Annotated in this window: 17 protein-coding genes and 1 riboswitch; of the genes, 8 read left to right on the forward strand and 9 right to left on the reverse strand. The window is 49.1% G+C overall.

The window, feature by feature from the left end:
- Nucleotides 1-71: 71 nt before the first annotated feature.
- Nucleotides 72-248: riboswitch (Lysine riboswitch) on the reverse strand.
- Between the two features lie 82 nt (nucleotides 249-330).
- Entirely contained in the window at nucleotides 331-765 is a 435-nt protein-coding gene (locus ACSHSR_RS17915) for a DUF3293 domain-containing protein (RefSeq protein ID WP_025008929.1), read from the reverse strand.
- A 560-nt stretch (nucleotides 766-1,325) separates the two neighbouring features.
- On the opposite strand from ACSHSR_RS17915, the gene arcA reads away from it, so the two are divergent.
- Entirely contained in the window at nucleotides 1,326-2,042 is a 717-nt protein-coding gene (gene arcA, locus ACSHSR_RS17920; RefSeq protein WP_025008928.1) for a two-component system response regulator ArcA, read from the forward strand.
- A gap of 333 nt (nucleotides 2,043-2,375) precedes the next feature.
- Here arcA and fusA read toward each other — a convergent pair whose 3' ends face one another.
- The 4 genes from fusA to ACSHSR_RS17940 all read right to left on the reverse strand — a co-directional run bounded on the left by fusA (nucleotide 2,376) and on the right by ACSHSR_RS17940 (nucleotide 12,310).
- Nucleotides 2,376-4,466, reverse strand: coding sequence for an elongation factor G (fusA, locus tag ACSHSR_RS17925; RefSeq protein ID WP_096140981.1), 2,091 nt, complete (start codon nucleotides 4,464-4,466; stop codon nucleotides 2,376-2,378).
- A 261-nt stretch (nucleotides 4,467-4,727) separates the two neighbouring features.
- Entirely contained in the window at nucleotides 4,728-6,161 is a 1,434-nt protein-coding gene (locus ACSHSR_RS17930; protein WP_107005081.1) for a diguanylate cyclase, read from the reverse strand.
- A gap of 132 nt (nucleotides 6,162-6,293) precedes the next feature.
- On the reverse strand, nucleotides 6,294-7,631 hold the full coding sequence (locus ACSHSR_RS17935) for an IS4 family transposase (RefSeq protein WP_186264650.1): 1,338 nt from the start codon (nucleotides 7,629-7,631) through the stop codon (nucleotides 6,294-6,296).
- Between the two features lie 125 nt (nucleotides 7,632-7,756).
- A complete protein-coding gene (locus ACSHSR_RS17940; protein WP_144379650.1) occupies nucleotides 7,757-12,310 on the reverse strand; it encodes an ATP-binding protein in 4,554 nt (1,517 codons plus the stop codon).
- A gap of 121 nt (nucleotides 12,311-12,431) precedes the next feature.
- Between ACSHSR_RS17940 and ACSHSR_RS17945 the strand changes: the two genes are divergently transcribed.
- Both ACSHSR_RS17945 and ACSHSR_RS17950 read left to right on the forward strand, forming a co-directional pair.
- Nucleotides 12,432-13,343, forward strand: a complete 912-nt coding sequence (locus ACSHSR_RS17945; RefSeq protein WP_025008920.1) for a LysR family transcriptional regulator — start codon at nucleotides 12,432-12,434, stop codon at nucleotides 13,341-13,343.
- A gap of 129 nt (nucleotides 13,344-13,472) precedes the next feature.
- Complete coding sequence (locus ACSHSR_RS17950) at nucleotides 13,473-14,810, forward strand: IS4 family transposase (protein WP_479631010.1); 1,338 nt, start codon at nucleotides 13,473-13,475, stop codon at nucleotides 14,808-14,810.
- 83 nt (nucleotides 14,811-14,893) lie between these two features.
- Here ACSHSR_RS17950 and ACSHSR_RS17955 read toward each other — a convergent pair whose 3' ends face one another.
- Nucleotides 14,894-15,358, reverse strand: coding sequence for a Fur family transcriptional regulator (locus tag ACSHSR_RS17955; protein ID WP_045283125.1), 465 nt, complete (start codon nucleotides 15,356-15,358; stop codon nucleotides 14,894-14,896).
- Between the two features lie 447 nt (nucleotides 15,359-15,805).
- Between ACSHSR_RS17955 and ACSHSR_RS17960 the strand changes: the two genes are divergently transcribed.
- Complete coding sequence (locus tag ACSHSR_RS17960) at nucleotides 15,806-18,058, forward strand: TonB-dependent receptor (RefSeq protein ID WP_479631011.1); 2,253 nt, start codon at nucleotides 15,806-15,808, stop codon at nucleotides 18,056-18,058.
- Nucleotides 18,059-18,148: 90 nt separating this feature from the next.
- Here ACSHSR_RS17960 and ACSHSR_RS17965 read toward each other — a convergent pair whose 3' ends face one another.
- The 3 genes from ACSHSR_RS17965 to pdxR form a co-directional block, all read right to left on the reverse strand.
- Entirely contained in the window at nucleotides 18,149-18,751 is a 603-nt protein-coding gene (locus tag ACSHSR_RS17965) for a PqiC family protein (protein ID WP_479631012.1), read from the reverse strand.
- 1 nt (nucleotide 18,752) lies between these two features.
- On the reverse strand, nucleotides 18,753-20,342 hold the full coding sequence (pqiB, locus tag ACSHSR_RS17970) for an intermembrane transport protein PqiB (RefSeq protein WP_335900937.1): 1,590 nt from the start codon (nucleotides 20,340-20,342) through the stop codon (nucleotides 18,753-18,755).
- Nucleotides 20,343-20,721: 379 nt separating this feature from the next.
- Nucleotides 20,722-22,095: a MocR-like pyridoxine biosynthesis transcription factor PdxR gene (gene pdxR, locus ACSHSR_RS17975; RefSeq protein WP_101059230.1), complete on the reverse strand. Its 1,374-nt coding sequence runs from the start codon at nucleotides 22,093-22,095 to the stop codon at nucleotides 20,722-20,724.
- Between the two features lie 94 nt (nucleotides 22,096-22,189).
- On the opposite strand from pdxR, the gene ACSHSR_RS17980 reads away from it, so the two are divergent.
- The 4 genes from ACSHSR_RS17980 (at nucleotide 22,190) to ACSHSR_RS17995 (ending at nucleotide 25,683) form a co-directional block, all read left to right on the forward strand.
- Complete coding sequence (locus ACSHSR_RS17980) at nucleotides 22,190-22,807, forward strand: FMN-dependent NADH-azoreductase (protein ID WP_335900917.1); 618 nt, start codon at nucleotides 22,190-22,192, stop codon at nucleotides 22,805-22,807.
- A gap of 153 nt (nucleotides 22,808-22,960) precedes the next feature.
- On the forward strand, nucleotides 22,961-23,392 hold the full coding sequence (locus ACSHSR_RS17985; protein WP_101059232.1) for a GNAT family N-acetyltransferase: 432 nt from the start codon (nucleotides 22,961-22,963) through the stop codon (nucleotides 23,390-23,392).
- 453 nt (nucleotides 23,393-23,845) lie between these two features.
- Nucleotides 23,846-24,940 carry an ISAs1 family transposase gene (locus tag ACSHSR_RS17990; protein WP_109248997.1) on the forward strand — a complete coding sequence of 365 codons (1,095 nt, stop codon included), beginning with the start codon at nucleotides 23,846-23,848 and terminating at the stop codon, nucleotides 24,938-24,940.
- Nucleotides 24,941-25,002: 62 nt separating this feature from the next.
- On the forward strand, nucleotides 25,003-25,683 hold the full coding sequence (locus ACSHSR_RS17995; protein ID WP_479631013.1) for a hypothetical protein: 681 nt from the start codon (nucleotides 25,003-25,005) through the stop codon (nucleotides 25,681-25,683).
- Nucleotides 25,684-25,886: the final 203 nt, after the last annotated feature.

The raw sequence follows: 25,886 nt of genomic DNA on the forward strand, positions 1-25,886 counted from the left end.
AGCTCCGAACAGATAACGTTCGAAGAGCCTGGTGCAGAGATAACGCACCCCATAGCAGGGAAACAGCGATCGTCACCAGAAGCTCTCCACCAAAACCAGGTGACAGTCGCCAGGATTCAGCCTGACCAACCGACCGGAAGCGTAGCCAATACGCATCCCGACCTCGGCGTTAATCTCCCTCATGAGCCGTCATTGGAGAATTGGCCTCCTCTGACTCACTACCTAGTTAACGCACCTCTTCTGTTCCTTTCTCGCGAAAGGGATGAAAAAATTAGCAATAAAGTCCTTATGAAGTCAATGCTAATTTGCGCAGGATGAAATTTCCTCAACTCATCCGTCACTGAGCTCGGGTAACTCGCTGACCAGGCGCGCCCTGGCAGCAAACTGTCCAAGCGCCACCTCTCGCTCCCCTTTCAGGCAAGGCACCAAGGTCAAGAGCCCACTATCAACGTAGTAAAGGGCATTTTGTCGATACTTTGATGCCAGTTCGATTGCCGCAGCCTTATCCAGAAACAGAGCCCAGCTTTTTTCCATATGACTGAGATCATCGGCAGCGCCTATGATCGCCCGGTAAGGAATGCCCAGCTTATCAATATCGTGTTGTAGCTGCCGATCGAGAAGGCGGTTTTGGCAAGAAGTGAGTTTTTGCCCAAGGGGATTATGGGCGGTGACAATAGCGAAAGGAACAGCGGAAGAAAACGACTGAGTCAATAAAAAGCATGCGCTCTGGTAGTACTGCCAGAGACTTTCAAATGCAGCATCCATTGTAGTATCTGTCTCTAATGAACCGGATTTATTCTAGCAAAGGCTTTTGCATTCCCCTAGCCCCGTGAGCAAGCTCACAGTAAGACAAAATACAAAATGCTTATCTTTCAATAGGTAAAGCAAAAACTTGTGATATAGATCATAGTTAAACATTAATTTGTTAACATTTCATTTGTTAACAAATGCCCAATCCTAGTACAATGGATTGTATCGACAGAGGCTTAGAGTTAAGTGTGTGACCCGGCTAGCGCCATTACGCTACAGCATAAGTCTCTATCGATAACGACTCTGTACCAAATGTAATCTGGTTTTAAGATGACATTTTCTGGATTTTCCATGTCTTTCAGGAACTAAATCCCGCCACTGGGAATCCTAGACAGTACAGTTCGCGCCTCTCCGGGTGGAGAGCATACTTTTTGCTAATCATGAAGTGTGTTGCCGTTTCATTTCAGTTTTGAACAGCACTTACGTGAACCCTGTGAATGTTGGCGTTTTAGAGAGTATAGCGGAGCGTCACCCGCGCTCATGGTTAGATAAACTGATTTAATTAGGTAAATAACATGCAAAACCCGCACATTCTGATCGTTGAAGATGAAGCCGTTACCCGTAACACGCTGAGAAGTATTTTTGAGGCAGAAGGTTATGTGGTAACCGAAGCCAATGATGGCGCAGAGATGCACAAAGCCTTGCAGGAAAACAAGGTGAACCTGGTGGTTATGGATATCAACCTGCCAGGTAAGAATGGTTTGCTGTTGGCGCGGGAATTGCGCGAAATCAACAATATCGGTCTCATCTTCCTTACTGGCCGTGACAACGAAGTGGACAAGATCCTTGGATTGGAGATCGGTGCCGATGATTACATCACCAAGCCGTTCAACCCTCGTGAACTGACCATTCGTGCCCGTAACCTGCTGACTCGAGTCAACAGCTCTGGCGCTGAAATTGAAGAAAAGGCTGCCGTTGAATACTATCGTTTCAATGGTTGGAGCCTGGAAATCAACAGCCGTTCTCTGGTGAGCCCACAGGGTGAATCTTACAAGCTGCCACGTAGCGAATTCCGCGCTATGCTGCACTTTGTGGAAAACCCAGGCAAGATCCTCAGCCGCGCTGAGCTGCTGATGAAAATGACCGGCCGTGAGCTCAAGCCACACGACCGTACTGTTGACGTGACTATCCGTCGTATTCGTAAGCACTTCGAAAGTGTGCCTGATACACCGGAAATCATCGCCACCATCCACGGCGAAGGCTACCGTTTCTGCGGTAACCTGGAAGACTGATAAACACGCGTTATCGGCCCTGCACAAAGCCAGCTTATCGAGCTGGCTTTTGTTTATCTGCTCACCTATTTCGGTTCCCCCAGCTACTGATATTCGCAGTGGCTTCCTCACGGTAATTCTCTGCCAATCCCAGCTCCTTTATCTCCTTTATCTTAGGTTGCTCCTTTGCCACATATGCCACTTTCAGAAACAGTTGCCATACGATTGCCCATTGATATTCATCGGCATCCGCCGAGCTGAGTGCAAGTTTGATTCTGCTGGCTTCGCGGCACTGGATATTCGCCCATAAAAAAACCCGCCATCAAGGCGGGTTTTTATCAGGATAATTAATCCTTATTTCTTGGCTGCGTTACGAGCCTTGGTTTCTGCGATAACAGTCTCAGCCACGTTGGCAGGACATGGAGCATAGTGAGAGAACTCCATGGAGAACTGACCACGACCAGAAGTCATGGTACGCAGGTGACCGATGTAACCGAACATTTCTGCCAGTGGCACGTCAGCCTTAACACGTACGCCAGTCAGACCAGCTTCCTGATCCTTGATCATACCGCGACGACGGTTCAGGTCACCGATAACGTCACCAACGTGATCGTCTGGAGTGAACACGTCAACCTTCATCACAGGCTCCAGCAACTGAGGCTTGGCCTTAGGCATAGACTGACGGAATGCACCCTTGGCAGCGATTTCGAACGCGATTGCTGAGGAGTCAACTGCGTGGTAACCACCGTCGAACAGTTCAACTTCAACGTCCAGTACTGGGAAGCCAGCCAGAGGACCTTCGTTCATCATGTCTTCGAAGCCGCTTTCAACTGCTGGCCAGAATTCACGAGGTACGTTACCACCAACAACGCTGGAGGTGAACTTGAAGCCACTACCAGCTTCGCCTGGACGGATGCGGTAGTCGATCTTACCGAACTGACCAGAACCACCAGACTGCTTCTTGTGAGTGTAGCTGTCTTCAACGGCTTGAGTGATGGTTTCACGGTAAGCTACCTGTGGAGCACCAACAGTCAGTTCAACACCGTGAGTACGCTTCAGGATGTCTACTTTGATGTCCAGGTGCAATTCACCCATACCCTTAAGGATGGTTTCACCAGTTTCTTGGTCGGTTTCAACCTGGAATGATGGATCTTCTGCAACCATCTTACCCAGAGCAACACCCAGCTTCTCAGAAGCGCCTTTGTCCTTAGGAGTTACAGCGATAGAGATCACTGGCTCAGGGAAGATCATAGGCTCAAGAGTACATTCGTGCTTAGGATCACACAGAGTGTGACCAGTCTGAACGTTCTTCATACCTACAACAGCGATGATGTCACCGGCTTGAGCAGAATCGATCTCTTTACGATCGTTAGCGTGCATCTCAACCATACGGCCAATACGCTCGGTCTTACCGGTAGCAGAGTTCAGGATAGTGTCACCTTTCTTCAGCTTACCAGAGTAGATACGGATAAAGGTCAGGGCGCCGAAACGGTCATCCATGATCTTGAACGCCAGTGCGCGCAGTGGCTCATCGGCAGATACAGTAGCTACTTCACCGGTTTCTTCACCAGTTTCTGGGTCAGTCAGAGGCTGAGGCTCAACTTCTGTTGGAGATGGCAGGTAGTCAACAACTGCATCCAGAACCAGCTGCATACCCTTGTTACGGTAAGCAGAACCACAGTATGTGGGGAAGAATGACAGGTTGATGGTACCTTTACGGATACAACGCTTCAGGTCTTCGATAGAAGGCTCTTCACCTTCCATGTAGGCTTCCATCAGGTCGTCGTCCTGCTCAACGGCAGTCTCGATCAGTTGCTCACGGTATTCTTCAACCAGATCAACCATGTCTTCTGGAACTTCTTCTACAGAGTAGTTTTCTGGCAGACCAGACTCATCCCATACATAGGCTTTGCGGTTCAGTACGTCAACAACACCCTTGAACTCGTCTTCGATACCGATAGGCAGAGTCATAACCAGTGGTGTCGCAGCCAGAACGCGCTTGATTTGACCAACAACACGCAGGAAGTCGGCACCCATACGGTCCAGCTTGTTTACGAAGATGATACGGGCAACTTCGGATTCGTTAGCATAGCGCCAGTTGGTTTCGGACTGAGGCTCAACACCGCCGGAACCACAGAATACACCAACACCGCCGTCCAGAACTTTCAGAGAACGATATACTTCAACGGTGAAGTCAACGTGTCCGGGGGTATCGATGATGTTGAAGCGGTGATCTTTCCAGAAGCAACTTACCGCAGCAGACTGAATGGTAATACCGCGCTCAGCTTCCTGCTCCATGAAGTCAGTAGTGGTGGTACCGTCATGGCTGTCACCCATCTTGTGGATTTTGCCGGTCAGTTTCAGGATACGTTCTGTGGTAGTGGTTTTACCCGCGTCAACGTGAGCAAAAATACCAATGTTTCTGTATTTTGATAAGTCAGTCATGATTCAACTTCAAATGATTAGTTAATAGGAGACGGAGTATGCCACTTCAAAGCTGCGACAGACGGAACCCCATAAATAAGGCGCGTATTATAACACCGAAACCCCTATAGGCTGCAATCAGCAGTTTCAATTTTCACCAGTTTGTCATCACAGACGGGCAACAAAAATAAAATTCATTAAATTCAATATCTTGAAATTCAATATTTTCTATATTCGAGCGATTAATGCAGAAATTGATTGTATAAAAGCGCCGCTACAGCGCTAAGCTGACGAATTTGAGCTGATTTTATCGGCTCGATCGGATTCGGGATCGCAGCAGATCCTATTGCGACCTTCCGACTTGGCCCGGTACAAGGCCAAATCTGCCCGGTCAAATGCACTCCAGATCGATTCACCGGCTTTAAGTTCTGTCAGTCCAAAACTGCAACTCAGGCTAACACCGGCTGAAAAGGGATAAACCTTCATCGCCAGTGCCAGGCGTTCACATAAACGCCCCGCCTGTACACAGTCGGTATCCGGGCAGATGATCATAAACTCCTCACCACCCCAGCGTGCCACCAGATCCTGTTCACGGGCACCATCTTTGAGCAGAGCCGCCAGTTCGCGGAGAATCGAATCTCCCACACTGTGGCCATGACGATCATTGATCTCTTTAAAAAAATCTATGTCTATTACTATCAGCGACGTGTGCCCTTGTGCCGAGTTACTGCGGTGTTCGGCGGCGAAGTGTCGGTGGAAATAGTGACGGTTATATAACTTGGTCAAAGGGTCGTGGGTCGAAATAAACTCAAGTTCTCTGTTGGTTTCCAGCAACTGATTGCGCAATTGTTCCAGTTGTTGATTCTTGGCTGTCAACTCGCGGTTGTATTTACTAATCCAGCGGTTACGTGCCAGCAAGGCACCGAAGATCAATGTTGCCACCGCCAACAACTGCCAGAACATTCGGTAATCTGTCTGTTCCAGCACCGCCATATTGCTCCACTGCCGGTACAGCCTGGCCCTGTGTTCATCGGAAATCTGCGCCAGTAAATGATTGAGCTCGGGTAACATCCATTTGGCATTCTCTGTTACCGCCATCCGGAACTGATCCTCTGGCCCGGCCCAACCAGCGATTTTGAGATTGAACAACCCACTCTGCTGAATGCGGGCATTGATGGAATACATAGAGCCGATAAATAGATCCGCCTCACCGCTGGAGACCATCTCCAATCCCTGCTGCTCTGTCTCGGCCAGAATAATGCGGATCTTGGGATAGTTCTGGCGCACATAATCCAGCAAGCGGTAACCTCTGGGGATTGCCAGGCTTCTATCACCGACCTGTTCCATACTTTGCAGAAAGGGTTGCTCGTGGCGGGAAACCAACACATTGGGAGAACGGCTATAGATATCGCTGAAATATAAGAACTCAGCGCGCCTGGGAGTGTAGTTGAGCATGGGGGTGAATACACAGCGTTGCTGCTTCAAGTAGGCTAATGTCTGTTGCCAGCTCTCGGTGGGCACCAGCTGAAACTGCCAATCTGTCTGCTGATCGATAAGCTCAAGAAAGCCGGAAGAGATCCCCACGTGCTTGCCTTGGTCTATGCCTTCATAGGGCATCCAGTCGGGGTCGACACAATAGGGAATCGTGACTGCATTGACTGCGGCCGTTGCCAGTAAAAGGCTGCCAAACAATATGGGCCGCAAATATCTCAGCAATCTGTAAGCTCCGGCGATTCAGGATACATTCAATATTAGTTCAAAAACATCAGCTTCTGGTCATATGCTGCGCCATCTGAAATTGAATCCAACCGTTAAGAAACAAAAGACCCGCACATGGCGCAACGTAGTTCACTTAAGCGGAGCTGCCTTGTGATTAACAGGATATCGGGTCTTTGATATTTTTACCGCCCTAGGCCGATTTGGCTTAGGGCGTTTGTCTATAAAAAGGATGGACAAGTCTCCTCGCAGACTGTTTAGACGCTTCGGCGTATTACCTGGTGACACCGCTTTGCTCATGACTTTGAGCTGACTTGCGATGAACTGACAAGCGTACTTAAAGCTGATTTCATTGGGCATTCGACCATGCTCTACTGCCGCCTGACTCGCTTCTCGTCTCACCAAGTTATAACCAAGCAGCAGCCCCCATAACTCTTGATAGACAAGTTCGACAGTCTTACTCCTCAGCACTAACGCATTGTGTTGCATCGAACTTTTTATGTCTCGATACCCTAATTCAATTTCCCATCGCTCGTGGTAAAGCGCCGCGACTGATTCCGCATCGTACTGCTCTCTGGGAAGAGACGTAAATACGGTTTTTTGCTTACCTTGTACCTGATAAGTCACGGCTCTCACTTGCCATGTTTCAGGTAGGTTAGGATTTTTCTTGCGTGCTTGTGGAGAGACTTTCATTTCGACTCGCATGTCGTCACTCTCTTCATCGTCCAGAAGGGTGTATTTCACCCCCTTCTTCGCCGGTAACAACCAATGTCTGTTAGCACCACTATTTTGGAGAGAAAGGAGTAAGTCTGCTCCATAAAACCCCTTATCCAATAAGGTCACGGAGTTATCCGGTAAGGCGTCAATAAAGGGCATAGCAAGAGGAATTTCGCCTCGACGATAAGGGCTTATAGCGGCATCGACAATGACATGAGAGCGAACATTCATCATGGTCACCACCCTTAATACTGGATGAGGCGTCTGTCTGTCACTGGATGTATTCCCTGACCCAAAATGGTCTCTTAGCTCCGGTGTGTCAGCGGTTCGAAAAAGCGCGCCATCCACAGCAAAGACTTGCAAACCTTGCCAAGTATCCTCAGGGTAACGCTCTAACCCCCACCTGTGGCTGCATTGCCTAAATAACCATTCTGGGGCTGCTTTGCCAAGGCGTTGCCTTGCTTGCGTTAAAGCACTTTTTGCTAACAGCTCCTCATCGGCTAACCCCTCGGCACAGACATTCATTCGCCGTGCGACTTCGGCAATCGGTTCGTTGCGGAAAAACGCCATTCCAACAATAAGCCAAAGAACCATATCACTCGGTAAGCGACGTCGACGAATCGTCGCTTTATCGGAAAGTGTTACCGCTTTAGCAATCCACTCGTCAGGAATATGCTCGGAGAAGGTGGTTAGCTGAGCGACATCAACAGGACTCTCTTCAAGAAAGTCGGCAAAGCAGTTTTGAATAGACATAAAAAATCGGAAACCTACAAACAGGTTTCCGATTGTCTCTCATCAGGAGGATCGGTCAACCGATCCTTATCTGATCTACGTTGCGCACATGGCGGGTCTTTTCGGGTTACTGACAATCAGCAGCCTCAGTCTTCCACAGGGGAGACCACAAACAGCAGATCGCCTTGAGAGACCTGTTGGCCATTGCTGTTGAGGATCCGCTCAATGCGGTATTTCTTATCCTCTGGATACAGCTCGGCACCCTTGCGGTTGAAGCCTGCCAGTGTCACCTGAGAGAACATCTTCATCGCTTCGGTCAGTGCCAGCGTTTGATCGACAGTCACTATGTCGCCTTCCTTGACGAAGTCGGCTTCGCCCGGTGCCGGAGAGGTATAGAAGATACCCGCGCCCTGAGCCAACACCTTGAGCTCGTTGGACTCACCCACACGCAGCGATTCGGTATCCACACCTTGAGTTTCGGCGGCGGCTTCCATTTCGGCGATCAGGGCTGGGATATCCAGCTCGGCCATCAGGCGCGGCAGATAGTTGGTGTCATACACGCCTTCACGGAAGGTCTCGTCGGCCAGGATCCGCTTCAGCAGCGGGATGTTGGTGGCGATACCCTTGATGACCACCTGATCCAGATAGTCATACATCTTGGCAATCACATCGTCCCGGCTTTCACCGCGGATGATGATCTGGGCAATCAGGCTGTCGTAGTATGGCGACACTTCTTTGCCATCGGCCGCGATAGAGATGATTTCCACATCATCGCGCTCTGGCATCACGCACTCAGTGATAAGACCCGGGTTTGGCACCAACTGCAGTATGCCCTGGCTGTCCAGAGCAGCCTTCTCGGCTGTCACCCGCACTTCCATCGCATAGCCGATTTCCTGCGGCTGCAGATCTTCAATGGAGCGACCGGCTGCCACATCAAATTGCGCGCTGACGATATCAATACCGGAAGTCGCTTCGGTTACCGGGTGCTCTACCTGCAGACGGGTATTCATCTCCATGAAGTAGACTTCGTTGGCATCCAGGTTATAGATGAACTCAACGGTGCCTGCGCCCATATAGTCGGTGGCATCACCCAGAGCACGGGTGTATTCCATCACTCTCTGCTTGAGTTCTTCAGGCAGCATGGTGGAACCGGACTCTTCAATCACCTTCTGGTTGTTACGCTGCACCGAGCAGTCACGCAGACCCAGTACCTTGGTGTTGCCGAACTTGTCACGCAGCAACTGGACTTCGATGTGACGCAGTGAAGTCACATATTTTTCCAGGTACAGGTCACCATTACCAAAGGCGGCAGCCGCTTCGGTGGAGGTTTTCTGGAACAGGCCAATCATATCCTCGGGGCGCTTAACCACTTGGATACCCTTACCGCCACCACCTTGTACCGCTTTGAGCAGCACTGGGTAGCCGATTTCGTTGGCCACGTTAACCGCTTGCTCGGCGTTGGTCAGAATACCGTGAGAGCCTGGTACCACGGGCACATTCTGCGCCTGAGAGGTCTTGATGGCGTTGGACTTGTTACCCATGGTTGTCATCGAGTGCACACTTGGGCCAACAAAGTTCACCCCGTTGTTCACACACAGGGCGGCGAACTGTGGGCTTTCCGACAGGAAGCCGATACCTGGGTGCAGTGCGTCTACCTGCTCATACTCGGCCACTTTCAACACTGAGTAAGCGTTCAGGTAGGACTCGTCGGAAGTGTTACCGCCGAGACAAACCAGCTTGTCGTTTTCCTTGAGCATGTCGGCGGGAACCGAAGTCATATCAGGATCGGACGCCACCAGTACCACATTAATGCCATTGTCGTGGGCCTTGCGGATCAGTTTCACCGCAGTACAGCCTCGGGCATGTACCAGCACCTTGTCGATAGGCTTCATCAGGGCACGAGGATCGTCCTGTACTATCTCCTCACTGACCTCTTCAACTTCAACCACCAGAGTCGACAGTGCATTGGTCAACACATCACTTATCTCGGCGTTAGGCATAGGCATCAGAGGATCTATGCTCTTGAGCTGTTCATCGAGCTGAGTGCTGAATGGGTTGTTGACCAGGCCATTCATCGCTCCGGGCACCTTGGACAGGTAGTTGGACAGAGTCGAAGTGGATGGCAGGTAAGCTGGTACCACCATCTGACCGGCAAACGGCATATTGGTACCGGACAGATAATAAGTCTGCACCAGAGGGTGAGTCACGAAGGATGCCTGGGCTCCACCGGTACAGTCACCGAAACCGAACATCAGCACAGGCAGTTCGTTGTCACGCACGAAACGGGTAATACGGTCGTTTACCACGGCCATGGAGAACAGCGCAGCAGCCCCTTCTTTGGTCTGCATACCGCCGGAGCTGATAAAGCAGATCACCGGCAGCCTGCGCTTGGCACACTCAATAAGCAGCGCAGAGAACTTCTCGGCACTGGCCATATCGAAGGCACCGGCCTGGAAGGCGGTGTTGGATACAGCAACCCCGACACGCAACGCCTTGCCGCCATGTTCAAAGTCCGCCAGACCCGTGATCAAACCACAGGGGCGAATGCCCTTGTCGAGTGCATCTTCAATAGAGAGACGGAAGCCCGGGAAGTTGAGCAGGTTGGCCGACATCTTGTCGCCATTGATCTCATCGAAGTTCTTGAAGAACTTGGCGATGATATTCTCCCAGGTCATATTGCCGGCTTTCTTCTCGTCACGCAGCACCTTCTGGATCAACAGATCCTGATACCCCATGGTCAAACGGTTCCAGAAGTCCTTACGACGACCGATACGCACCGGGTTGATGGCACCTGTGTACTTGCCCTTGTCCTCTTCGCTGTCGAAGTATTCCGGCAGCAGACGCTCGAAGAAGTAAGTCAGGATAACGAACAGCGAATCGTTCAGTTGTGGGAAACCCACACTCTTCCACTGCTCTGTCTTGGTCAGCAGTTCGGCACGGTTGGACTGTGACATGAAGTACTTCAGCCACTTGTAGAACTTGCTCTTGTCGTTGGCGGTATCCTGAGTGGAAATCGCCCGGTCGATAGACTTGTGCAGCAGGCCATCAACAGACTGACGCGACAGGCTCTTGGCCATCATGGCTTCCTTGGCGATAGAGGCCAGGTTACCCACGACATTGTCGTACAGCGCGTTAAAGATCAGGATGTTGTAACACTGCCAAATGAAGTCTTCACGCAGCTCTTCATTGACCACTACATCCAGTACTGTCAGCTGGTTCAGTTCAGGCCAAGGCGCCTGAGTCACTTCTGCCGGCAGAGTTTCCAGATAGTGGATAAGCCCCTTGAAGTTGTTGGCGGCATTACTCTTCCAGCGGTGATACAAAGACCAACCTATGTTGAACAGCAGCGCCTTACGGGCCTTCTTGTAGTTCTCTTTCGGCTCACCCAGGATCAGACGGGTCAGCATGTTACGCTCGGTGGAAACATCATCACGCTTGGAGATGAAGTTACTCCACAGCTTGTTGAGTTCTTCGTCGTAAACCAGCTTATCCGGGCTGGACAGCCAAGCCTGGAACACCTTCTCCTGCTCCTTCTGGATCCGGGCCAACAGATCCCCTTCGGGCACACTCACCTTGGACAAGCGACCATACTGATCCATGGAGATGGAGTGAATACGGCTACGCAGAGTCAAATAACGCAGATAACGGTAGGCGCTGCCGAACAGGTTAAGGTGCATGGTCGGGCTGATGGCAACCGACATTTCCGCGTTGGACTCCAATGCCTTGAGGCTCTTGGAAGGTTCGAGGAAACGCTTGAGGCTGCGATCATAGTGTTCGCGCAGGTCATCGGATTCTTTTACAAACTGCACTGCGGCACATTCAATGGCTTCGATGGCGCTGATGATGGCGCGGCGCAGGTTGTGCTGACGCTCGTCGCGATCATAAGGAGAGAAATCCACAATGCCGTCGATACAACCTGAGGTATAGAGCTCTTCCGGGGACACACCCACAGACTTGGCACACTCCTGCCATGAAAGGTTGTACTTGCGGGCGATGCTCTGCAGGCCCTGAGGCTGAATGGTGTTGAAAATACCATCACGCAGCGACAACAGTATATTGGCCGCCGCCAGTGGGATAGCACCACCTGAGTAGCCGGCGCCAATCACTATACCCAGAGTCGGCACATCGACGTTGGCACTCTCGGCAATCGCCTTGGAAATAGAATGCGCCTGGTTGTGACTGTTGGCCACCTCACCGGCATCGGCTCCGGGGGTATCTATCAGGTAAACTATGGGCATGGACAATTCGGCAAAATGGCGAATCGCCTCACAGGCCTGCAGGTGGTGCTCGGGCATCCAGGCACCGTTGGCCGTGGTGCGCTCCTGGGCAATAAAGCCGATGCGGCGGTTACGACCACCAAAGTTAAGCTCTATTTCGGCGCTGTAGAATGGGCCGTTGTGGCTCTCGGCGATCATCTTGCCTTTCAGATCGGCAATGATTCGCTTGGCACCTGGGCGGTTCTTGTCCTGGGTAGGCTGGATAACTTTGGCAACATAGCCATCCACATCCAACTGCGCCAATGACTTTAAGTTACTCTGGATGGCATCGTCATCCAACAGACCCTTTATCTCTTCAGAAAGGCTCTGTTTGCTGTGCTCTGGGAACAGCGAAAAATCCTTAGCCAAATGCTCCGCCTGCAGAAACAGGGGATCCGGAGTCTGGGCTTGAGTCGTGTTTGCGGGCTGCTTCTTGCTGGTCATCTATCGATCCTCTGCTAAGCCTCTGAAATTTTTTAGCCAATAAATATACCTTTGTTATCCCGTCAAATGCCATTAAACTGCCTTAGACGCTATGTTCCATTTTTGAGACAGTAATAAAAACATGCCAGATTTGAATGGGATGCTCCTATTTGCAGCAGTGGTCAGAGCAGAAGGCTTCTCTCAGGCGGCCCGTGAAACCGGCCTGCCAAAGTCTACCATTAGCCGAAAAATCGCCCAACTGGAACAACAGCTTGGGGTCCGTCTGCTGCAACGAAATACCCGCTCAATAAGCCTCACTCAGGTGGGCGCGCTCTTTTATCAACACTGTGACAGCATCTGCAACGAAGTGGAAGCGGCAAAGGCCACAATCGAGAATACCCATAACGATGTTTCCGGTTCATTGCGGATTGCGATCCCGGTTTCATTCAGCCAAGAGTTAATCGCCAATCTCTGCAGCGGCTTTATGCGTCTCTACCCCGGCGTCGAACTGGATGTACAGTTTACCGATGCCGATGTGGGCTTGGTGGGCGAAGGCTATGATATCGCCATCAAGTATGGCCCACTGCAGCCTTCGGATCTTGTCGCCCGGCTCCTGTTTGAACGTCAGCCGATTCTGGTGGCTGGCCCCGGCTATCTCAAGTCCAAAGGAACGCCGGCAACCCCGAGAGATCTGGCCCGTCACGATGGTATCTTGCTGGGTACCTCACGCTCGGCCCCCATCTGGCCGCTGGGCAAGGGGAGCCGCAAAACCATGGCCAGCTTCAGGCGCCGCACTCGAGTGAACAGTGCCATCATGGTCAAGCAGCTGGCACTGGATGACTTTGGCATCGCCATGTTGTCCCATTCGGTATGCAAGAACGAGCTGGCCAGCGGCGCCCTGGTGCCGCTGCTGCAGGAGTGGCCCATAGAACCCTTCAAGGTCTATGGCGTCTATTCCTCCCGTCGACAACTGGCGACCAATATCAGTGTGTTTCTGGACTTCTTTACCAAGCGCTTCAACAGTCAGGAGTCGCTGCAATCTTTGATGATGTAGCCAATCTTTGCAGATGAAGAAGGCTAAAGACCCCAGCCTTGGCCGCAACGTAGATCAGATAAGGATCGGTTGACCGATCCTCCTGATGAGAGACAATCGGAAACCTGTTTGTAGGTTTCCGATTTTTTTATGTCTATTCAAAACTGCTTTGCCGACTTTCTTGAAGAGAGTCCTGTTGATGTCGCTCAGCTAACCACCTTCTCCGAGCATATTCCTGACGAGTGGATTGCTAAAGCGGTAACACTTTCTGATAAAGCGACGATTCGTCGACGTCGCTTACCGAGTGATATGGTTCTTTGGCTTATTGTTGGAATAGCGTTTTTCCGCAACGAACCGATTGCCGAAGTTGCACGGCGAATGAATGTCTGTGCCGAGGGGTTAGCTAATGAGGAGCTGTTAGCAAAAAGTGCTTTAACGCAAGCAAGGCAACGCCTTGGCAAAGCAGCCCCAGAATGGTTGTTCAGGCAATGCAGCCACAGGTGGGGGTTAGAGCGTTACCCTGAGGATACTTGGCAAGGTTTGCAAGTCTTTGCTGTGGATGGCGCGCTTTTTCGAACCGCTGACACACCGGAGCTAAGAGACCATTTGGGGTCGGGTAATACATCCAGCGACAGACAGACGCCTCATCCAGTATTAAGGGTGGTGACCATGATGAATGTTCGCTCTCATGTCATTGTCGATGCCGCTATAAGCCCTTATCGTCGAGGCGAAATGCCTCTTGCTATGCCCTTTATTGACTCCTTACCGGATAACTCCGTGACCTTATTGGATAAGGGTTTTTATGGAGCAGGCTTACTTCTTTCTCTCCAAAATAGTGGTGCTAACAGACATTGGTTGTTACCGGCGAAGAAAGGGGTGAAATACACCCTTCTGGACGATGAAGAGAGTGACGACATGCGAGTCGAAATGAAAGTCTCTCCACAAGCACGCAAGAAAAATCCTAACCTACCTGAAACATGGCAAGTGAGAGCCGTGACTTATCAGGTACAAGGTAAGCCAAAAACCGTATTTACGTCTCTTCCCAGAGAGCAGTACGATGCGGGAGCAGTCGCGGCGCTTTACCACGAGCGATGGGAAATTGAATTAGGGTATCGAGACATAAAAAGTTCGATGCAACACAATGCGTTAGTGCTGAGGAGTAAGACAGTCGAACTTGTCTATCAAGAGCTATGGGGGCTGCTGCTTGGTTATAACTTGGTGAGACGAGAAGCGAGTCAAGCGGCAGTAGAGCATGGTCGAATGCCCAATGAAATCAGCTTTAAGTACGCTTGTCAGTTCATCGCAAGTCAGCTCAAAGTCATGAGCAAAGCGGTGTCACCAGGTAATACGCCGAAGCGTCTAAACAGTCTGCGAGGAGACTTGTCCATCTTTTTTATAGACAAACGCCCTAAGCCAAATCGGCCTAGGGCGGTAAAAATATCAAAGACCCGATATCCTGTTAATCACAAGGCAGCTCCGCTTAAGTGAACTACGTTGGCATCAATTGCAGGCTTTTCTTTTCGCAAACTGTCTTTTCATTTTTGCCGCTTTTTCACTTCAGGTCAGGCAACTCAGCTCTTATGGCTGCATTGTTTGCAGCACCCCAGCAGCTCAAGCTGAGGCGATGCCAGGCTGAACTGATTGGCATCGGCACTCTGTTGCAGCGCTTTACTGATCCCGGGCTCCAGCAGCACTTCCTCCACCTGATGACACTCTTGGCAGATGAGAAACTGTGCCTGACTATGACATTGGCAGTCGAGGGCACCGCAGCTAACAAACTTATTAAGCGTCAGTAGCTTATGTACCAGTTGCTGCTCAGCGAGAAACTCCAGCATGCGATAGACAGACACTATGGGAAGTTGCTGGTGAAACTCACTCTTGACCCTATCGGCTATCTCATAGGCAGACAGCGGCGTATCGCTCATCAGCAGTACACTCAACACCTGGCTGCGCTTTGCCGTCAACCGGCCGCCATTGGCCTGGCAACGCGCTTGCGACTGCTGGAGTTGTGCTTGGAGCTGTTCATTTTGATTCATAGTGGCGTTTGAGTTTAATTGAATTATCTTGGCTGAACGTTTTGGCCATGTCTGTTACCAATGTAAGTGGTCTGCATCGGCTCGGACTCTATGCTTTGAGTCTCTATGTTTCGAATCTCTGAGCTTCGAGTCCCTGTGCTTTAAGCTCTGGCTCCCGGCTCATAGCATTGTACCTGCAATGGCTAGCGGTCGTCCAAGCCGGGAGAGAAAGCCTATCTGGCTTCACTGCATCAAGCGATTGTTTTGGGCTTGTCTATTGCCACGGCCCTTCCCTCGACTGTGACTTCAATGTCTATGTTGGCTGGCGCACGCCTATCCCCTGCACAGCCGCATAAAAGATCAAAAATAAAACAATCAAAACAAAAACCAAACAAAAGTAAATGAACTTGCTCCAAAGTCATGACAACAACAAAATAATGAAACGTTATAACATTACAAAATAAACCAATGAAATACTCAATACCTTTGCTCTTGCTTGGCGGCGTCCTGCCGGTCGCAGCTGAGCAGATAGAACACCTGCAAGTCAGTGGTCAACGTCCTGAAACTTCACTCAGCTACCGCCTTGATGCCGATAAACTGGTTATGGAGGGGCCTAAGCTTGAGGAACAGAAAGCCGCCACGCTGGGAGATACTCTGAAATTACAACCCGGACTCAACAGCAGCTTTTTTGGCACTTCAGCCGGTCGCCCTCAAATCCGCGGTCTTGGCGGCCAGCGGGTTCTGATAGGCCTCAATGGCCTGGGGGTAAGAGACATGTCCTCAATAAGCGATGATCAACTGATCCCGGTGGAACCCTTTCTTGCCGACAGCATTAGTGTAATCAAGGGGCCAGCGGCCACCATTCTCTACGGTGGTGAGGCGATAGCCGGCCTGGTAGAGCTTCAGGATGGTCGTATTCCATTAGAGCAAGCCACTAGCCCCCTCGAAGGAAAGCTGGAGCTGCAAACCGGCTACAATGCCGATCATAGCCTGATGAGCCGACTTCAGGGCGGCAATGAACGCCTGGTATTTAACTTGAACTTACTGCACAGGGAACGCAGTGATTATCATATTCCCGGCTTCAGTAAAGACCGCGATTGCAAGGATTGGAGCCAGATTGTGGGCGACTCTCGCTTGGCGGATCAGTGCCAGGTCGTACGCAGTCAGCCAGATTGGGAGTGGAACGGCAGTCGTTGGGTTGATGCAACCCCTGTTGAGCGGCAACAAATACGCGACCGCTCCGTAGACAGCTTTGGTCGCGTCGACAACAGCAGCCTCTATATGACCAGCGGCAGTCTGGGGGCCAGCTTGCTGGGTGACAACAGCCTGCTGGGCGCCTCTGTAGGATATACAGAGAGTAATCGCGGCATTCCCGGATTCATGCATCTTGGCTCAAGGGCCACTGACACGCTGGAGCAAACCGGCGATATTCGCATTCACAGCAAACAACTAAGATTCGACAGTCTCTACCAATACAGATTCAGCGACCAGACATGGTTGCAGGACTTCAATCTCGCCACGGTCTACTCCAGACAGGAGGATGACGAGCAGATGTCAGCTCTGGACGTCAACGGCTTTGAACTCAATAACTGGCAACTCAATCCCAAGCTGAGCTACCAGCTCCATCCACGTCTTCCCGGAGCGCTGGGGCTGCAATGGGAACAAAGCCAACACCAAGGCTCGGGTGTGGACAATTACCTGCCGGAAATAGACACCAAGCGCCAGGCCGCTTTTTTGCTGCAGGACATTCTGCTGGGGCCTGTCAGTGTGCAACTCGGTGGCCGCTTGGAAAAAGTCGACTATCAACCCGAATTGGGAGATTACCAGCCGGGGAGAGGCGCGGGAGCCAATATCAAGGCCCGTGATTTTCATCTGAAAAACTATTCCGCCACCCTGCGTTGGGATATTTCCTCCCTCTGGTGGTTACGCACCGCCTTTGTCCATGCAGAACGGGCTCCCGCGGTGAATGAGCTTTACGCCAGTAATCCCCATTTTTCCTTACTCATAGAAGAGCAAGGCAACAGCGACCTCAAGGCCGAGCAGAGCGACTCTTTGAGTCTCAGTACCGGCTTCAGCTATGGCGGCTTCAGCGCCAGTGCCAGTTGGTATCAAAACAAATATCAGGACTTCATCTATCTGGGGAACACAGGTGTCAGTCGCGGTGGTGTTTACGTCAGAGAATGGCGTCAGGCCGATACAGATAACGAAGGTATGGAGGCTGAAGTCAGCTATCGTTTGCCCTGGCAACGCTTTGGCGACATAGAACTGAGCGCCTTCATAGACAGGGTCAAAAACCAACCTGTATACCGCTACGATGGCAGTTATAACCCCTTTGATTTCCAAAATCCGCGAGAACCCCGCCCCGGAGAAGAGAAGGAATACTGGCGCCGTACCATGGAGGGCAGCAGCATGCCGAGAATGCCCGCCTCCCGCCAAGGGGCGGAACTGCGCTGGCAATATGGCGATCTGCGCGCCAGCATCAACTATATCCACTACGACAAGCAGGACAAGGTGGCTTATCTGGAAAATCCTTCCCGCAGCTATGGCCTGTTGGGGGCTTACCTGGGAATAGAGCAAAACCTGTTTGGCCTCGACAGCGAGTGGTTTATCCGCTTGGATAACCTCACTGATGAAGATGCCCGCCCACACAATAGTTTCCTGCGTTACCTGGCACCATTACCGGGAAGAAGCGCCGCAGTGGGATTCAGAGCCAAGTTCTGACGCCACTCCCATTGCAGTAGACTCTCTAAAAGAAGCACACTGCTGTGACCGCATGATGCAGCCGCAGCAGTGGCTAAATTAGGCGAAACCTTAGCGATAAGAAGCCAAATTCTGTTCGCTAGTGAGATTCAGACTCGCAATCCCGGCATCAATATCCCACGCCAGCTTTTCAAGCCCCAGGGAGAGACTCTCAACCAGCGCCGGGTATCCGTCTGAAGCAAGGGGCACGTCATAATGAAAGTCGGCCTGCAACACTTGTTCGCCGGAAGACTTACTGATGCGCCAATGGCCCCCAATCAAGGCATCGCCGCTGTATCGTCCGTGAAACTCGTTGAAACTTAAAGTCAGGGTTAACGGCTGCTGCGCTGGTATATTGACCCAGGCCTCACGTGGGCATTCATTGGCCAACAAAGACGCCATCTTGACCTTTATCTGCTCAGTGATATCACCGGCCCACAGATGCTGACGGGCGATAGCCAATTCATGGTTTGAAACCTGATAAACCCAACCATTGCCCGCCAGAAAGTCGGCCATTTCCACCCCAACGAGGCGCCATTGGCACTGGCGCAGAGGGGATGTCGCTCTCGCTTCAGGAGTTGCCTGCGGCGCTTTACCCAAGAAGTAAGTGGTTACCTGGGGTTGGCTGGAGCAGCCGGCCAATACCAGCAGTAGAGAAAACAGGATAATTCGCATATCAATCGGCCTTTTTCGGTGTCGGATCGGCGGCAGTATCTGCCCCCATGATCAAGAGGTTGGGTTTTTCATTCAGTTGCCGTGACAAGGGCTGCAACTCCCGCATCACAGCCCTGAACTGTTTCAGGCTGGATTGCAATTCGGCGTACATGGCCGAGTCCTGGCCATAGTCCTGCGCCAACCCTTGAAATTCCCGCAGCGTGTTTTGCAGCTCACCCGGTAACGCCTGCATCTCCTGTTGTTTAAGCAACTGCTCCAATTTTTGCCCCACCTTGTCCCATTGCGCCAAGGCGGCACTGGTGTTTTCCAGGGTATGGTTGACGCCCTGGAAAGTGCTCTCCAGTGGTAAGTTATTTAATTTGCTGATCAGTTGCCCCACCTGTTTTTGTATTTCGGCCACTCCGGCACGCTTGGTGGGAAACAGTGGATACTCCATAAAAGTCCCGGCCTGGTATGGCTCGGCATCCGGATACAGATCCAAGTCGATGAACAGCGCGCCGGTTAACAGACTCCCGGTCTTGAGACTCGCTCTCAGGCCAGCCCCCAAGTCTCTGTCTATTTCTGCGCGCAGCTGCTCAAGCCCCGCCGACTCGGCGTTTTCAAATACCCGCGCCAGCTCAATTCTGACCAATACCGGGATAGTGCCGTTGCTCAGGCCTGCGCCATGAACACCATACTGCTGTAACGTCAGCGGTGCCTTGACCACCTTGCCTATGGTAATACCGCGGAATTCGACGCCGGCGCCTTCATGCAGCCCCCGCACCGACTCATCAAACAACATGACATATTCCAAATACTGGCTGTAGAGGCTCTGACTGGCCAACTCCCGCGAGTCATAGAGACGGAAATGGTCCTCACCATCCTCAACCTTTTCCCCGGCCAAACGCCCCTCCGGCAGGCCAAAGCTGACGCCTCCTCTGAGCAATGACTCCAGGGAACCCACCTGCAGATCCAGCCCCTTGGCAGACAGCTGCATATTCAGCCCCGAGGCCAGCCAAAATTGGCTGTTGCTGCGTACCAACTCATCATAGGGTTTATTGATAAACAACTGGTAAAACGCCTGGCGTTTATCGATATCAAAGCCGGTGCTTTCCACTCTGCCGACAGTGAAGCCTTCGTAGAGTACAGGGTCGCCGACACCGAGCTTGCCCGCCTGGCGGCTATTGAGCACTACCCTGATGCCCTGTTCATCGGCCGAGGCCACCGGAGGATGCTCCAGCACATTGAATTCATAGTGGGCGACGGCAGATCTTCCCGGCTCCAGCTCTATGTAGGCACCGGACAACAAGGTATCGAGCCCTGTTATCCCCTCTTTGCCGATCCTGGGCTTTACCACCCAGAAGCGGGCGTCTGTGGTGAGCATTCTCTCGGCGTCCGGCGACACTCTTGCCGTCGCAATAATCGCGCTGTAATCATCACTCAATTTAATGCTCTCAATCACACCAACATTGACATTACGCGACTTGATAAAGGTTTTGCCTACCTCTATGCCTTCGGCGGTCTTGAGGTGTAGCTTGATCTCACTGCCGAGCTGATTGAAGTAGTCATATAGCATCCAACAGCCGATGAGTAATGCAACTATAGGTATCAGCCAAACTGTCTTACTTTGCCCAGCAACTTACGTCGAAAGATTTTACAATTCCAATCGACGCAGTTATCTGCAAGTAATGCGTAGAGCTGGAATACGTTTTTTTGGAAAAATAAATACCAACAACTTTATTCATCATATTGACGCTCATTATGGGATTAAGCTATTGCGACTTAATCTGGCGCATATGAAGTCATTTATTCGAAGATGCATCACATAACTGCACAGTTTTGTATTTGATGATGGGACTATTAGTATGCAGAATGTAAGTTATCCATCTTACTTTTATTAAATATTAGACAGCTTTATCAAAAAGGATAATTTTACTTTTCAACAAGATGTGTCAATGCAAGTCGCAAATGACACCCTTAACAACACAAAGTCATAAAGCCTGAAGGACATCCTTTATTTTCACAACAAGCTTATTACATTCATCTTCATTCTCAATATTGGCATAGCTAATTATAATCCCTTGTTTCTTTTCACTTGTTGACCATGAAGATAACGGTTCAACATGAAGACCTTTTTTTAAGAGATACTTTGATAGTTCTACATCTGTACACTTATTTAAACTTAACAATAATGTAATGTTCATACCACCATCCGGGTGAATAACACTCACTTCGTTCAAAATGGACTTTAAAACTTTTAAAGTAAACATCCTGCGCACTCTATACACCTCCTTCATACGCTGAATATGACGGTAAAAATGTCCTTCAATCATAAACAATGTTACTGCTCTCTGTGTAAATTCAGATACATTATTTGAATGCAAATCAGCAATATTGAGAAAAGTTTCCACTTTATATTCAGGCACAACAAAATATGCCAGCCTCAAACTGGGACAAAGGACCTTGCTAAACGTCCCCATATAAATAACCCTATTATTGACATCAAGGCTTTTCAGTGCAGGATTATTATGTTGTCCATTACAAAAGTCTCCATCATAATCATCCTCAATAATCCATGCTTCATTTCTTGTGGCCCACTTTAACAAGTCCTTTCGACGCCGCAATGACAAGGCAATGCATGTTGGACTCTGATGTGCAGGTGTTACAATTACAGCAGAAAAACTCCCATCGGGAGGGATGATTAACCCTTCCATATCAAGCTCTGTTGGTTCGGGAACCAACCCGTTACTTCTCAACAATTTTCTTGTTAACGGATACCCTGGGTCCTCAATGACAACCTTCGAGTTATTCCTTAATAGAGCTTGCACTATCCAATTTATAGAATTTATATAACCTGTAGTTATAAATATTTGATGAGGTTTACACTGGATACCTTTTGACATCTGCAAATATCTAGCAATGGCTATTCTTAGATCCAATATTCCCTGAGGATTTTTTTGATAAAGATCAATAACCTTGGTCTCTCTTGCACATTTTGCTATAGTTTTAGACCATACTTTGCGAGGGAAGCAATCCATGGCGGGAATACCTAGCTTGAACGGGATTTCGCAATCAAACTTACTTTGAGATAGAGATTGAAGGGGGGAGTATTGATGGACTTCTACATCTATAGTATGCAAATTTGCACTGACTTTTGTACCAGATTTTCCATTGGATTCAATGTATCCTTCGGATTTTAGCCGTGAGTACCCTTCCTCAACCGTCCCCCTCGAAACACCCATATCAACAGCTAAAGCTCGACTTGATGGAATTCTATCTCCCGAACTTAATGTCCCTGTTAAGATCGCTTCTTTTATGCGCTGATAAACTTGTTCATATGCAAACTGCTTAGTTCCGCTTTTCATATCTTGGACTATATTTTATAGTGAAATATGGTCCTTTGATTAGAGCACATAGCTAGCTATTATGTCTACACTAATAGTGTTAGACGTAAACGCAATGAGAATTTTATTAATTAATGCTAGCCCTAGGCAGCGGCTTGCTAGCTCTTATCTAATCGCTGAACAGCTGATAAATGAAGTTTTTTGTGCTTCATCGATTATTGATGAATTGGATGTAACCTCTCTACCACCAATTGATATTGATTATGCAATGGCTCTCTGCTCACAAGGACTCGTGACTGATGAATCAAAAGGAAGCTTAGCTCTTTCTAATAGCCTTATATCCTCCTTGACATTGGCTGATATAGTAATAGTGACTTCTCCTATACATAACTTTTCGTTACCGTCTGGATTAAAATGTTGGATAGATCATGTTGTAAGAGTTGGACGGACATTTGAAGTATCAAAAGAACGTAAGATAGGAACCTTAAAGAGTAAGCCAGTTTACATTATTGCTTCTGCTGGAGGTTACTTTAAAGGAGATCAAGCATATCAACCTGACTTCTTTACTCCTTATCTAAGAGAAATTTTTTCTGTAATTGGTTTAAATGATGTCTACGTTTTCATACTCGAAGGTTCTGCCAGGAAAGCAGATGCACTAGCTAAAAAGATGGATTATATAAATGAAGAAATTCGTTCACATCTAAAAAAGCATTATAGTAGCATTTTGTTATAGGAGATTTCCTGATCTAAAGATAACTATGAGAATGTCAAGAAGTTGAATTTGATTACAATCATCGTCACTCAAACTTCTTCTTTATGTTAAATTCTATCAATCCTATATAAAAGTATGGGTACGGCTTATTTTTCATAATTATAAGGAGTAGATATGGATAGCTTATCATTTAAGCACATGGAAAGTTTAGAAGAAATAAAGAGTTGTTTCATCATAATGAAACAGCTTCGTTCCCATTTGATTGATGCTGAGACATTTGGTTTGCAGATATTACATCAACGTGAGTCAAGTTACCATTTGCTCGCAGCATATAAAAATGAAGATATTGTTGGCCTAGCTGGATATCGCTATTTGGAAAACCTCCTTTATGGTAGGTTTTTATATGTCGACGATCTAATCGTGTCGAGTGATGCTCGTAACTTAGGTCTGGGAGAAAAGATTATCAGTTTTTTGCGTGAAGAAGCTCAATCCATGTCATGTGCTCATCTAGTATTAGATACTGGAATGGGGAATGCGCTTGCTCAACGATTTTATTTTAGAAATGATTTTCTCCCAAAAGGAATTCACTTCTCTCAAGAAATTTAAAGCAGTACAATCTCATAGCATTAGAGTTTTTGAGTGCTATACATCCCAGTTTAGATAAACTTAAAGAGAACAACATCTACACCAATTCACTGGAGAATATATGCGTTCACTTCCACTTCCTATATACACACTCATATTACTCATTTTCCTTTACCCTTGGTTTCTTAAAGGATTTTATCTAGGTAACGTCGGAGAACTCAATAAAAGCGTATCATTACTAGCGCTAGCCATGGCGTTTGGTACTCCTATTTATGCAATGTATCTTTCCATCCGCCTGAGACAAACACCCGCGGCTGACGATACCGAAAGATCACATCGCCACTTTGTCCTTCTTGGTGTCATTGTCCCATCCCTGTTCACCCTTATCGGGGTCCAGGGCGGGATCCCACTTTAAATTGAACTTTTACGGTTGGTCATGATCTGATCTGCCTTGCCCTTAATCCACAGATGACCATGACCCTTTTGAAACAACTAGAACAGATTACCGATCCCCGTAAGGACATCAATCTAAAGCATAATTTAGTGGATGTGGTGTTCCTGACACTCAGTGCTATCCTCAGCGGTGCGACTGGGTGGAAGTCTATTCAGGAATTCGGAGAAGAACAGCTAGATTGGCTCCGTCTGTACCGAAAATTCGAAAATGGCATCCCTAAAAGGCATTGTATCAGTAATATAATCAAAGCATTGGACAGCGAACTGCTCCTTCAAGCCATATTTGGCTGGATCAATGAGCAACGGCAAACGGAAGGGAAAACCGTTATCGCGCTGGATGGAAAAACCCTGCGCGGGGCGTGGAGTGAGGATGCTAAGAATGCACTCCATGTTGTCAGCGCATTTGATGTCGGCAACGGCATTACACTTTACCAAGACAGTTCACATTCTAAAGGGAAAGAAGCTGAAGTCGCCCGCAACATGATTGATGCTATGGCACTGGATAATGCCGTTCTGACGCTGGATGCACTGCATTGTCAGGTGTCTACCATGAACAAAATTAAACAGGGGAACGGTGATTTCATTATTCAGCTCAAGTCGAACCAGCCGGGATTATTTGAAGCAGTCAAAACCAGCTTCAGTAAAGCGTATGAGCAGCCAGAACTGGCTATATTTGAGCAGTTCAACATGGGTCATGGCCGCAGGGAGCGCCGAACAGTCATGCAGATAGAAGCAGAATTATCAGCGGAACTTAAGAAAAAGTGGCCGCACATCACCTCATTTATCGAAGTTGCCAGTGAACGGACAGTCGATGGAATAACATCATGTTCTTCACGCTGGTATGTCAGTTCCTTACCGCTCAATGCCGAAGAGGCCGCGAGGACTATTCGAGAGCATTGGGGGGTAGAAAATCAGCTCCATTGGGTGCTGGATGTGGTCTTCCGCGAAGATGCGCTGAAGGTAACGGATCCTGATGGCGCAAAGCATCTCGCCCTATTTAACCGAGCGGCTCTGAGTGCGATAAGGCAGCACCAAGGCAAAAAAGACAGTCTGGCAGGTAAGCGCCGCCGTGCTGGTTGGAGTCCTACATTTCGCTCAGAGTTGTTATTTGGTTAAGATATAAACAAAGTGGAATCCCGCCCTGTATCGGGGTCATCCTATACATGCTTGGAATGGGGATGATGGCGGAATTATTTGTCTATTACACTTTTTGGGCCATTGCGGCATTTATATTCCTAAAATCTGACACCAGAGACTTATCCGCAGTTAAGACAGTTCCAGCAAGCTTAAGAGTTGCACATGGCATAAGCTCTCTGATACTCGTTGTTTTTATTGCCGCTCACCTTACCAATCATCTTGCTGCAAACTGGGGCGGAACAACTCATATTCAAGTGATGGAAACCCTTAGACTGTACTATCGAGAGCCGCTGGTTGAAGTACTTCTGATAGGTACCTTCTTATTCCAAATCGTGTCAGGCCTTATTCTATTATCCAAACATGCTGATAAGGCCAGTGACGGCTATAGAACCATACAGCTGGCTACCGGCCTGTTAGTGATGGTGTTCTTTACTTCACACATTACAGCCGTTATTGGCTTAGGCAGAAGCTTTGCGTCTGTAGATACGAATTGGGATTGGCTGGTTTATGCCCCAGGATTGTTAAAAGATCCATGGAATGTTCGACTGGTTGTTCACTATGGTCTGGGTGTATTTGCATTGTTAGTACATTTACTTTTAGGACTAAGAGTTGTAATGACAGCACATAAAGGTGAAAAACTTGCCAATAGAATGTTCTGGGTATGCATGATTACACCATTTATTATTACATTTTTTATCATGAAACCACTGGTTACAGCATAGTAACGTGATAACAATATAGAGCATCCATCCAAGGAAGGCTCAAGTAAGTCCTCTTGGAACTCTAGCTTATACAGCAATTGGCGATCAAGGTATTTGACTGAAGGCATGCCGGGGCCTATCAAAGCCGGATAACACAGAAAGCCAATTGCTGTAAAGCGACGCAGAGCACGCATGGGACTTGTTTGCACCTTTCCTAACGAAGC

The organism is Shewanella sp. VK101 (assembly GCF_056497865.1).